Source organism: Halomonas sp. LMYGS-3 (genome assembly GCF_059509875.1).
In genome coordinates this window covers 111,029-122,694 of the sequence record NZ_JCAKFQ010000010.1, presented here as the reverse complement: position 1 = coordinate 122,694, position 11,666 = coordinate 111,029, and the positions used below count along the sequence as shown (strand labels likewise).

The window sequence follows — 11,666 nt, the reverse complement described above, 5'->3', positions numbered from 1 at the left end:
CATGCCACATCAGTACCTTGCGTCGCCTTCACCGCCCACCGTTGCCGATTGGCAACATCCAACTACCTGATCTGCAAGGCTCCTTGCATCTCGCGCCTGTCCTGTTGCCTTGTGGCGACGGTTCAGGCGTTTCTTGGTAGCGACGCCGCGCCACCACCCCGCACAACACTTTGATTTAAAGGGACTTTACTGATCTGGCCCGATTGTTGCTGTGGGTTGAGCCGCAGATCCAATGTTTTCGGCCCTTCCGCGTCACCGGTCGCCGGCATCCCCCGACGGCAGGATGACGTGGCGCGCATGGAGCGGCCCCATCAGCAAGGAGCAACGACGACCATGAGGATTACCATCTTCGGTTCGGGTTATGTGGGACTCGTGACGGGTGCCTGTCTGGCCGATGTCGGCCACGACGTCATCTGCGTCGACGTGGACGAGGCCAAGGTGGCCCGACTCGCGGCCGGCGAGGTACCGATCTATGAACCGGGTCTCGAGAGCCTGATTCGCCAGAACCGGGCCGCCGGGCGACTGCGCTTCACCACCGACGCCGCCGAGGGCGTGGCCTTCGGCCTGCTCCAGTTCATTGCCGTGGGCACCCCCTCCGACGAGGACGGCAGCGCCGACCTGCGCCATGTGCTCAAGGTCGCCGAGACCATCGGTCGCCACATGAGCGAGTACCGTATCGTCGTCGACAAGTCGACGGTGCCGGTGGGGACGGCCAGCAAGGTGGAGCGCGTCATCGCCGCCGAGCTGGACGCGCGCGGCCTCTCGTTCGACTTCGATGTCTGCTCCAACCCCGAGTTTCTCAAGGAGGGGGCCGCCATCGAGGACTTCTCCCGTGGCTCGCGCATCGTGGTGGGTACCGAGTCGGAGCGGGTCAGGAGCGCCATGCGCGAGTGCTACGGCCCCTACAACCGTCAGAAGGACAAGCTGATGTTCATGACGGTACGCAGCGCCGAGCTGACCAAGTACGCCGCCAACGCCATGCTTGCCACCAAGATCAGCTTCATCAACGAGATCGCCAACCTGGCCGAGCGCCTGGGCGCCGACATCGAGGAGGTGCGCCACGGCATCGGCAGCGATCCGCGCATCGGCTACAGCTTCATCTATCCCGGCTGCGGCTACGGCGGCTCCTGCTTCCCCAAGGACGTCAAGGCGCTGGCCCATACTGCCGAGGCGGCCGGCTATCCGGCCGAGATGATCGGTGCGGTGGAGCGGGTCAACGCCCGCCAGAAGGGCAAGCTGTTCGAGAAGCTGTGCCAGGCCTTCGACGGCAAGCTCGCCGGCAAGACCATCGCCCTCTGGGGGCTGGCCTTCAAGCCCAACACCGACGACATGCGCGAGGCCCCGAGCCGGGCGCTGATGGAGTCGCTGTGGGCGGCCGGCGCCCGGGTCCAGGCGTTCGATCCCGAGGCCACCGAGGAGTGCCGCCGGCTCTACGGCGAGCGCGATGACCTGGTACTCACCGAGCGCCGTGACGAGGCCCTGGAGGGGGCCCACGCCCTGGTCATCTGCACCGAGTGGAAAGCCTTCCGCACCGTCGACTTCACCCTGCTGCGCGAGACCCTGCTCGAACCGGTGGTGATCGACGGCCGTAACCTCTTTCAGCCTGACAGCGTCAGGGCCGCCGGGCTCGGTTACTACGCCATCGGCCGGGGTGATTCCGTGCGGCCCGTGCTGGCCTGAGGAGTCGAGATGTCGAGCCCCCCCGTCGACCGCTCCGTCGCCAGCCGGGTGACGGAGCTCACCACCCTGGTCCTGGGCCTCGCCCTGCTGGTGGTGGTGATCATCGAGCTACCGCCGGAGGTCTTCGACGCCGAGTCGAAGAGCTTCTTCTTCGCCATCGGCGCCGTGGGCGTCTGGCGCTACTCCTGGTGGCTGGTCCAGGCCCTGCGCTCGGTGTGGTACAACCGCCGCCTCTTCCCGCGACTGCGGGCCGAGGCCGATGCGGCCGCAGAGGTGGCACGGCCGCCGGAACTCTACGTGCTCTGCACCTCCTATCGCATCGACCCGGAGGTCAATTTCCGGGTCTACGACGCCCTGGTGCGCGAGCTCGTCGACTACGGCGTGCCGACCCTCCTGTTCGCCTCGATCTCGGACCGTACCGACGTCGACGTCATCAGTCACGTGCTCGACGACCACGGCTGGCCCGACAACGTGGAGGTGCGCTACATGTTCCAGAAGGGCGACGGCAAGCGCTCGGCCATGGCCGAGGTGCTGCGGGCGATCTCGCGCCGCCTGCCGGCGCCCGGGGCGCTGCTGATCTCCATGGACGGCGACATCCGCCTGGAACCCGGCACCCTCACGCGTTCGCTGTCGTTCTTCCAGGCCGACCCGCACCTGGGCGCCCTGACCACCAATAACAGCGCCATCGTCACCGGGGGCGATGCCACCCGCGAGTGGTACGACCTGCGCTACGCCCAGCGCCACCTGGTGATGAGTTCGCTGTCGGTCTCCAACCGCCTGCTGGTGCTCACCGGCCGCTACAGCGCCTTCCGCGCCGACCTGGCGGTCCAGCCGGACTTCATCGATCTGGTCGAGAACGACCATATCGAGCACTGGCGCTTCGGCCGCTTCAAGTTCCTCTCCGGTGACGACAAGTCGACCTGGTACTGGCTGCTGAAGAACGGCTGGCGGATGCGCTACATCCCCGATGTCTACGTCTCGGGATTCGAGGAACTGCCCGACCGGCGGCGCTTCTTCGCCTCGACCACCGACCTGATGCGCCGCTGGTACGGCAACATGCTGCGTACCAGCGACCGGGCCATCGCCCTGGGCCCCCGCCCCATGGGGCTATTCGCCTGGTGGAGCCTGGTGGACCAGCGGCTCTCCATGTGGACCACGCTGATCGGTCCCACGGTGGCGACCCTGGTCACGCTCTTCGTGCGTCCCTCATTCATCTTCGCCTACCTGCTGTGGATCCTCTTCACCCGTGGCATCGCCACCCTGATCCTGGCCTGGCAGCGCGGGCGCTACAGCCTGCTGTGGATTCCGCTGATCTACTACAACCAGGTGTGGGGCGCCATCCTCAAGACCTACGTCAGCTTCCGCTTCAACCGCCAGAAGTGGTCGCGCCAGGGGATCTCCGCCGGCGAGCCCGGCGATGCCGTGGCCGTTCGCCGCCAGCGCCGCATGGGGCATGTGCTGCACGGTTTCGCCTATGGCGTGCTGCTGTGCCTGCTGATCCTCACCACCGGCGTCCTCGCCCCACCCGACCGCATGTCGCTCTCCATCGCCCGCGACATGGGGATCGAGGGGTCCGATGTGCCCGAGAATGCCAACCGCTGGCTGGCCCAGGTCATCACCACCCTGCCCGATGGCGGCACGGTGCGACTGCCCGCCGGCCACTTCCGGGTGAACGAGGCCCTGCTCGATGCCCTGGCAGACCGCGAAGCACTGCGGGCCGAACGCATCGACGGCGCCAACGGGGCGCGCTCCACCACCCTGGCGCTCAGCCCGGGGGTCGCCGAACACATCGAGGGCCCGGATGGCCGAGCCATCGAGGAGTCGGTGCGCTGCACCCCTGAAGCGCGCTGCGCCCTGACCCTGGACCAACATCACCTGCCCCTCGTCAACGTACGCCTCAGGGTCGAAGCCGACCCCATCATGGAGGCCGTCGCGACGGCCGGCCCTTGAGCAAGGAGAACCCAACGGATGGCTGACCACTTTTCCGATCCCCGCGATCAGGACCGACACGAACCCACCCTGGGGGGCGCCTACCCCGGCGACCACTCCCCGGCGCCGGGCGAAGGTCACCATGACGCCCTTCGCCGGGCTCCCGGCGACCCGGACCATCTCCGTCAGGCGAATGGCGACCGCCTCCAGCACGAGCGCCGCGACGAACGCCGCCATATCCGTGTCTCGCCCCCCTTCCGGGTGAGGCTGGATGACGGCACCACGCTGACCGGCGCCGATGTGTCGCTGGGCGGCTTCGCCCTCTACAGCGACCGCGCCTTCCAGCCCGGCGCGACGATCTCGGCGTCGCTGTTGATGACGGCAGGCTCCACCGAGCTGATCATCCCGTTGCGCGCCGAGTGCCGTCGCGCCGTGCCCGAGCCGAACGGTCGCGGCTACAAGGCCGGGTTCGAGATCGTCGACATGGAGCCGCCGCATCGGGAGCTGCTGCGCCAGGTGATCCGCAGCTGCCTGAGCGGGCGCACCGCCAGCGTCGAGGCGCTGATGGCCGGCGAGGACCCCCAGACACCGCGCAAGCGCCAGGCCGGCGTCACCCAGCCCCTGCCCTCGTCGCGGCCACCGCGCCCCATGCGTCGCTACGTGATGCTGTTCGCCGCCATCGGGGTGCTGGCGCTGGTATCCATCGCGACCGCCTATCGCAACTTCATGATGATCGAGCCGAGTTTCGCCGCCGTGACCGCGCCGCGCATCGATATCCGCGCCCCCGGCCCCGGCATCCTGGCTGCCCATGACCTCCAGGCCGGCGACCGGGTCGAGCGTGACCAGTTGCTGACCAATATCGAGAACAGCGATCTGGAGTCGGACCTGATCCTGGCCAATGCCGCCCAGCGCTACAACAACCGGTTGATCGAGAACCTCCAGGCGCACCTTGATGGCGGCGGTCAGGAGGTCAGCCTGGCCAATTCCGCTCAGCCGGCGAGCGGCGACACCCTCACCTTCGAATCGGTCTCGCCGGAGATCGCCCGGGCGCGCATCGAGCAGTTCGAGACCGCCCGCGACTACGAGAGCTCGCGCATCACCGCGCTGGAAGCACGCAAGGCCAACAACGACATCTACAGTCCCTGCGACTGCCTGGTGGCCTGGGCACTGAGCAGCGCCGACGGCACCTACATCAACGAGAGCGAGCGGATCATGACGCTGATTCGCACCGACCAGGACGACGTCCTGGTCGAGGCGCTGGTGCACATGAACGACATCGACCGCATCGAACCCAACCAGCTGGCCTATATCGCCCTGCCCACTGCCTCGGAGCCGATCCGTGCCCGGGTACGCAACGTCGCCCTCGACGTGGAACGCCAGCCCCGCGCCGGCTTCCCGAGCTGGGTTCGCCAGCAGCAGAACGTGGCCAGCGTACTGCTGGTACCCGAGCGCGACCTGCCGGCGGAGAGCGTCGGCCAGCCAGTGGACGTGCGCTTCACCGAGGCCCCACTGCTGGGCGCCACCGCCGAGTGGGTCTGGCAGGGTGCCCGGGCGGTGATCCAGTTGGGTGACCGCATCTACCGCGCCGCCATGGAGGAAGACGACGGCGACACCGGCTGAGGCGTCGCCATACGATCCAGGACCCACGGCGCCAGGCGCCGTGGGCGACTATCCAGCCAGGAGGCACCATGTCCTTGGACACCCATTGCTTCGCCCGCCCCGCCACCGGCCTTTCCCTGGCGGTGCTGCTGGCGACATCCACGCCCTGGGCCGTGCAGGCCGACGACATCGACGAGGCCTCGCTGGGCCTGCCCCGGGTCGAGGCGTGCTCGGCACGCTACCCCGAAGTCGATGCGCCCCGCCCCAGCGCGGCCGGCAACGGCCATGACGCCGTCCGCGAGGGGTTCGACACGCGCCGCCACTGGGGCACCGAGCGGAACGTGGAGCGGCTGGGCGCCGGGCAGACCGGCCTCGGCGAGCCCGGCCTGCGGGTCCACTACCCCGCCGGCACCTCCTCGCCGGGCGACGACGAGCAGGGCGGTGCCGGTTTCTATACCGAACCGGCGGCCCTGGCCGGCGCCGAGCGGGCCTGCCTGAGTTACCGGGTACGCTTCGAGAATGGCTTCGACTTCGTCAAGGGAGGCAAGCTACCCGGGCTCTATGGCGGCGAGGCGCCCAGTGGCGGCGAGACCGCCGACGGGGAGAACGGCTTCTCCATGCGGCTGATGTGGCGCGAACAGGGCCAGGGCGAGCTCTACGAGTATGTGGTCGACCACGAAGGGACCTCGGTGGGCCGCGGGGCCTGGACCTTCCCCAGCGGCCAGTGGGTGACCATCGAGCAGGAGCTGGTGCTCAACGACCCGGGGCAGGCCAACGGGCTGGCGCGACTGTGGATCGACGGCCAGCCGGTGCTCGAGCAGCGCGACATCGTCTATCGCACCACCCCCGAGCTGACCATCGACGGCCTGATGTTCTCGACCTTCTTCGGTGGCAGCGGGAGCGAGTGGCGCACGCCCCGGGACCAGTACGTGGACTTCGCCGACTTCCGCCTCTATGCGCCGGGGCCCTGACGCACGCCGCCCGGATGTCCTGACCGACTCTACACACCAACCAGGAGCGCCCCGATGCCCCATGCCCGACGCCGAGACCGCCTGCCGCCTTGCTCACGCCCCGTGCTCCTGGCCCTGCTGCTCGCCGGGTTCGGGAGCGGGGCCGGCGCCGATGAAGGTGAGCTCCTCAGCCGGGAGGAGCGGGAAGCCCTCGACCTCTCGGAGTATCGGGTCACCGATCCCGATGCCGGCTATTTCGACGTGGCTTCGCGCATGGCCGAGCTCGACACCACCGACAACTCCATCCTGCTGCAGGAGCTCGACGAGCTCTCCCAGGGGCCGAGCTGCCAGCAGTTGCTGGAGTACGAGCCCATCACCACCCGGGTGCGGATCCCGGGCTACTACCCCAATCCCGAGGAGTGGGAGCTCGCCTCGGAGCCGCTGTTCCGCTTCGAGGACAACGTCTCGATGCTCGCGGGGTCCTTCGTCGCCAGCGGCGATCCCTACTACGCCGAGTGCCTGGTCCGCTACCTGGATCACTGGGCCGAGGCCGAGGCGCTGACCGACTTCCACTACGACTCCATGCAGCCCCAGGCCTGGTTCGCCACCGAGTCGATGCTGTTCGCCGCCGGCATGGCCTACGCCACGGTACGCCCCTACGTCGAGGGCCTGGAGGAGGAGCGCGAGCGCCTGGAGGCCTGGCTCAATGAGCTCGCCCACCAGCACGCCGACATTCCCGGCGAGCCCGGGAACAGCTGCTGCAACAACCACTTCTACCGGCGTGCCCTCTACGGCAGCATGATCGGCGTGCTCACCGAGGACGACGAGCTGTTCCGCTTCGGGGTCAGCGCCATCTACTCCGCGCTGCACGACATGACCGCAGAAGGCGCCTTCCCCCTGGAGGTGAACCGCGGCCGGCGCGCCACCCACTACCAGAACTATGCCCTGCTCTACCTGGTGACCAACATGCAGGTCATCGCCCGCCAGGGCTACGAGGAGATCTTCGACCTGGAGATCGAGGGCCACACCATCCACGACGGCGTCGACTTCCTGTTCGCGATCCTCGAGGACCCGGCGGCGCTCGGCGACTACGCCCCCCTCGAGCAGTACACCGGTTTCCTCAAGGATCCCCAGTACTTCACCTGGATGGAAATCTACCAGACCCGCTACGACGACCCGCGCGTCGACGACTTCGTGACCCGGGTACGGCCGCTCTACAACCGGAGCGCCGGCGGATACGCGACCCTCTACTTCATGTCGCCCGAGGCCCAGACCCATGTCTTCCAGGACGAGGAGCAGCGCCAGACCGAGGCCTTCCGCGGCCTCGGCCAGCAGTGACATTCGAGGTCGTCCACCCGTTCAACGAGGAATTCTCCATGAAGAAGACCGTTCCTACCTTGCGCCCCCTTTCCTCCTGGCGACTCACGGCCTCGGCCGCCCTGTTGGCCCTGCTCGCCGGGTGTGTCGCCCCGGGACAGTCGACCGGCGGTGGCGACACCCGTGGCGTGCCGGCCGGGTACACCGACTGGTTCGACGGCGGGCCCCAGGCCGCTATCGGGGGCGATGACTGGAACAGCATCAACCGCGCCCAGGAGCTGATCGAGGCCGGACAGCACGACGAGGCCATCGAGCGTCTCGAGCCCCTGATGGCTCGGCACATTCCCCCCGCCTACTACGAGATGGCCAAGTTGTATGACGCCGGCGAAGGGGTCGAGCGCGACCCCGCCGAGGCGGCAAGGCTCTACGGTCTGGCGATCGAGCAACCGTCGCCGGTCCTCGGCAACGCCTCGCTCAACCTGGCCGAGCTCTATCGGGAAGGCGACGGCGTCGAGCGCAACGACCTGCTGGCCTACTACCTGCTGGACCAGGCCGTGGGCCAGGGCGTGGAGCGCGCCGCGCCGATGCTCGCGGAACTGCTCGCCGAGGGCGGTGAAGGCGTCGGCGCCGACCCCGAGCGGGCCAGGGAGCTCTATGTCCGCGCCGCCGAACAGGGCAACGAACAGGCCCTGCGGGCCCTGGCCGAGGCACATGCTCCCGGTGGCTGGCTGCCGGAGGCCCCGGAACGCGTCATGGACTACTCCCGGCGCTACGCCGCCATTCTCGAGGAACAGGCGGCGACCGGCGATACCCACGCCATGCGCCAGCTCGCCGGGCTCCACGCCCCGGACGGGCTCCTCGGTGACCAGCCGGAGCGGCGCCGACAGTGGCTGGTCCGCGCCGCCGAGGCCGGGGATGAGGACGCCCTGGGCCAGGCCGGCCGAGCCATGATGGAGAGCGACCCCCAGCGCGGCATGGCACTGCTCGAGGAGGCGGCCAATCGCGGTGATGTCGACGCCATGACGCAGCTGGGCCGACTGCTGCTCGACCCGGAACAGGGACCGACCCGGCGAGGCGAGGCCGAGCGCTGGTTGAGCCGTGCCATCGAGGCCGGCTCGGTGGATGCCATGGTGGTACTCGGTGCGGCGCTGATCGATGACGCCGGCGAACGGGAGCGTCTCATGGGACAGGACAACCTGGATGACGGCGCCGGAGCCTCGTCCACCCCACTCGCCAATACCGCCCTGAGCACCTCGCCCGACGTCAGACGGGGCATCGAGCTGCTCGAACGGGGCGCCGAACGGGACGACCCGCTGGCCCTGGCATACCTCGGGGACATCTACCTCGGCGATGATCTGGTGCCGAGTCAACCCTACCTGGCCGTGGAGTACCTGGAACGTGGCCACGAACTCGGCCATCCCTGGGCCACCGAGCAGCTCGGGGCCGCCTACCTCGAGGGCCGCGGCGTGCCACCCGACGGCCGCCGGGCCGAGGAGCTGCTGAGGGAGGCCGCCGACCGTGGCCAGGGCGGCGCCCTGCGCCTGCTCGGCGAGGCCTATCTCGACGGCGAGATCGTACCCTTCCATCCCAGTCGCGGCGAGGAGCTGCTCCAGGCAGCGGTGGACGCCGGCGACACCACCGCCATGACCACCCTCGGCGAGGCCTACCTCGCCGGGCCGCTCGAGGAGCAACCCGGCCGCGGGCTGGAGCTGCTCGAGCGGGCCGCCCACGAAGGCGACGGCTACGCCATGGTGGTGCTGGGGCGCGCCTACCGGGAGGGCCAGGGCCTGCCGCGGGACCTGGATGCCGCGAATCGCTGGCTGACCCGGGCCCGCGATGCCGGCCACGACTCCGCCGACGAGGCCCTGACCCACCTCAACCGGGAGCGGGGAGCCCAGGGCGACATTCGCGCCCTGGTCGCCGCCGCCGAGGACGGCCACCCCGGGGCCATGGCCGATCTGGGCCGTGCCTTTCTCCGCGGCGAAGGGGTCGAGCAGAACCGCGAGTATGCCCGGGCCTGGCTCGAGCGGGCGGCGAACGCCGGCCATACCGGCGCGCGGGCCGAGTTCGGCGAGATGCTGCTCGACAGCGATCCCGAGCGCGGCCTGCAGCTGCTGCGCGGCGCCGCCGATGCCGGCCACCAGGGCGCCCGCCTCGCCCTGGGGCGTGCCTATCTCAGCGGCGAGCATGGCGAAGCCGACGTCGAGCAGGGGCTCGCCTACCTGCGTCCCGCCGCCGAGGCGGGCAATCCCCATGCCGCCCAGCTCCTCGGCCAGGCCTATCTGCAAGGCAATGGCGTCGAGGCCGACCCGGCCCAGGCCGAGGAGTGGCTGACCCGGGCGGTGGAGAGCGGTGACCTCTCCTCCCGTGCCAATCTCGGCCGCGTGCTGCTGCGCGGCGAGGACGGCATGCCCCGGGACATCGAGCGGGGCGCGACGCTGCTGCAGGAAGCCGCCGACCAGGGGCACGCCGGCGCCCAGGCGACCCTCGGCCGCGAGTACCTGCGCGGCGACCTGCTGGAGCGCGATCCGCGCCGCGGGGCCGACTACCTGCTCCAGGCCGCTCACCAGGGGCACGCCAGTGCCCGGCTGGCCCTGGCCGAGGCCTACCTGTCGGCCCACGGCCTGGAGAACGCCAACCGCGAGCAGGCGCTGCTGTGGCTCGACGAGGTGATGGAGGGTGATAGCGACATGGCGCTCGAGACCCTCCACGACCTGCTCTCGGACGAGATCGCAGCGACCGAGTGACCCGGGCTCGCGGCACGCCACCGCAAACGCGAAAGGCCGGCAACTGGAGGCCGGCCTTTCGCGCTGCGGGATACGGGATCGCGGGGCATAGCCCCGCGGCCGGCGTCAGCCCTCGAAGGGGTTGCGCAGCACGATCGTCTCGTTGCGGTCCGGGCCCGTGGAGATGATATCGATGGAGGTACCCACCTTCTCCTCGAGGAAGCTGATGTAGGCACGGGCGTTGGCCGGCAGGTCCTCGACGCGCTTGGCCCCCAGGGTCGACTCGCTCCAGCCCGGCAGGTCCTCGTAGAGCGGCTCGACGGCCTCGTAGCCCTCGGAGTCCACCGGGGTGTCGAGGACGTCGCCGTCCTTGCTGCGGTAACCGACGCAGACGCGGATGTTCTCCAGGCCATCGAGCACGTCGAGCTTGGTCAGGCAGATACCGGAGACCGAGTTGATCTGTACCGCATGGCGCAGCGCCACGGCGTCGAACCAGCCACAGCGACGCGGCCGCCCGGTGGTGGCGCCGAACTCGTGGCCGCGCTCGGCCAGGTGACGGCCGTGCTCGTCGAACAGCTCGGTGGGGAAAGGCCCGGAGCCGACGCGGGTGGTGTAGGCCTTGGTGATGCCCAGCACGTAGTCGAGGTAGAGCGGCCCGACACCGGACCCGGTGGCGGTGCCGCCGGCGGTGGTGTTGGAGCTGGTGACGAAGGGATAGGTGCCGTGGTCGATGTCGAGCAGCGAGCCCTGGGCGCCCTCGAAGAGGATGTTCTCGCCGGCACGGCGCAGGTCGTGGACCAGACCCACGGTGTCGCACACCATGGGGCGCAGCTCCTCGGCCATCTCCATCGCCTCGTCGAGCACCTGCTGGAAATCCACCGGCGCCTCGCCATGGTAGTTGACCAGCACGAAGTTGTGATAGTCGAGCACCTCGCCGAGCTTGGAGGCGAAGCGTTCGCGATGCAGCATGTCACCCAGGCGCAGCCCGCGACGGGCGACCTTGTCCTCGTAGGCCGGGCCGATGCCGCGACCGGTGGTGCCGATCTTGGCCACGCCGCGGGCCTTCTCGCGGGCCTGGTCCAGGCGCACATGGTACGGCAGGATCAGCGGACAGGCCGGCGACAGGCGCAGACGCTCGCGCACCGGCACGCTCTTGGCCTCCAGCTCGCGGATCTCCTTGATCAACGCTTCCGGCGACAGCACCACGCCGTTGCCGATCACGCAGGTCTTGTCGGGTCGCAGGATGCCCGAGGGGATCAGGTGCAGGACGGTCTTCTCGCCATCGATGACCAGCGTATGGCCGGCGTTGTGCCCGCCCTGGAAGCGCACCACCGCGGCGGCGGATTCGGTGAGCAGGTCGACCACCTTGCCCTTGCCTTCGTCACCCCACTGGGTGCCCAGTACGACTACGTTCTTGCCCATTGGTCTCTCGTCTCTCGTTGCGGCGCCGCGCTGCCTGCGCCGC

7 protein-coding genes are annotated in these 11,666 nt (G+C 69.3%); 6 read left to right on the top strand and 1 reads right to left on the bottom strand.

Going from position 1 to position 11,666, the window contains the following annotated elements:
* The first annotated feature begins 333 nt into the window (after positions 1 to 333).
* From AC5W54_RS11670 to AC5W54_RS11645, 6 genes are all read left to right on the top strand, one after another.
* Positions 334 to 1,680 carry a UDP-glucose dehydrogenase family protein gene (locus AC5W54_RS11670; RefSeq protein WP_495962264.1) on the top strand — a complete coding sequence of 449 codons (1,347 nt, stop codon included), beginning with the start codon at positions 334 to 336 and terminating at the stop codon, positions 1,678 to 1,680.
* Between the two features lie 9 nt (positions 1,681 to 1,689).
* Positions 1,690 to 3,630: a glycosyltransferase gene (locus tag AC5W54_RS11665; RefSeq protein ID WP_495962263.1), complete on the top strand. Its 1,941-nt coding sequence runs from the start codon at positions 1,690 to 1,692 to the stop codon at positions 3,628 to 3,630.
* 18 nt (positions 3,631 to 3,648) lie between these two features.
* A complete protein-coding gene (locus AC5W54_RS11660) occupies positions 3,649 to 5,229 on the top strand; it encodes a PilZ domain-containing protein (RefSeq protein WP_495962262.1) in 1,581 nt (526 codons plus the stop codon).
* A 68-nt stretch (positions 5,230 to 5,297) separates the two neighbouring features.
* Positions 5,298 to 6,179, top strand: coding sequence for a polysaccharide lyase (locus tag AC5W54_RS11655; RefSeq protein WP_495962261.1), 882 nt, complete (start codon positions 5,298 to 5,300; stop codon positions 6,177 to 6,179).
* A gap of 54 nt (positions 6,180 to 6,233) precedes the next feature.
* A complete protein-coding gene (locus AC5W54_RS11650; protein WP_495962260.1) occupies positions 6,234 to 7,496 on the top strand; it encodes an alginate lyase family protein in 1,263 nt (420 codons plus the stop codon).
* Between the two features lie 38 nt (positions 7,497 to 7,534).
* Positions 7,535 to 10,222: a tetratricopeptide repeat protein gene (locus AC5W54_RS11645; RefSeq protein ID WP_495962259.1), complete on the top strand. Its 2,688-nt coding sequence runs from the start codon at positions 7,535 to 7,537 to the stop codon at positions 10,220 to 10,222.
* Between the two features lie 105 nt (positions 10,223 to 10,327).
* Here the strand turns inward: AC5W54_RS11645 and AC5W54_RS11640 are convergent, their stop codons facing one another.
* A complete protein-coding gene (locus AC5W54_RS11640; protein WP_495962258.1) occupies positions 10,328 to 11,623 on the bottom strand; it encodes an adenylosuccinate synthase in 1,296 nt (431 codons plus the stop codon).
* Positions 11,624 to 11,666 lie beyond the last annotated feature (43 nt).

Coding starts and splice junctions, on each gene's coding strand:
- AC5W54_RS11670 (WP_495962264.1), top strand. CDS start 334: ATGAGGATTACCATCTTCGGTTCGGGTTATGTGGGACTCGTGACGGGT.
- AC5W54_RS11665 (WP_495962263.1), top strand. CDS start 1,690: ATGTCGAGCCCCCCCGTCGACCGCTCCGTCGCCAGCCGGGTGACGGAG.
- AC5W54_RS11660 (WP_495962262.1), top strand. CDS start 3,649: ATGGCTGACCACTTTTCCGATCCCCGCGATCAGGACCGACACGAACCC.
- AC5W54_RS11655 (WP_495962261.1), top strand. CDS start 5,298: ATGTCCTTGGACACCCATTGCTTCGCCCGCCCCGCCACCGGCCTTTCC.
- AC5W54_RS11650 (WP_495962260.1), top strand. CDS start 6,234: ATGCCCCATGCCCGACGCCGAGACCGCCTGCCGCCTTGCTCACGCCCC.
- AC5W54_RS11645 (WP_495962259.1), top strand. CDS start 7,535: ATGAAGAAGACCGTTCCTACCTTGCGCCCCCTTTCCTCCTGGCGACTC.
- AC5W54_RS11640 (WP_495962258.1), bottom strand. CDS start 11,623: ATGGGCAAGAACGTAGTCGTACTGGGCACCCAGTGGGGTGACGAAGGC.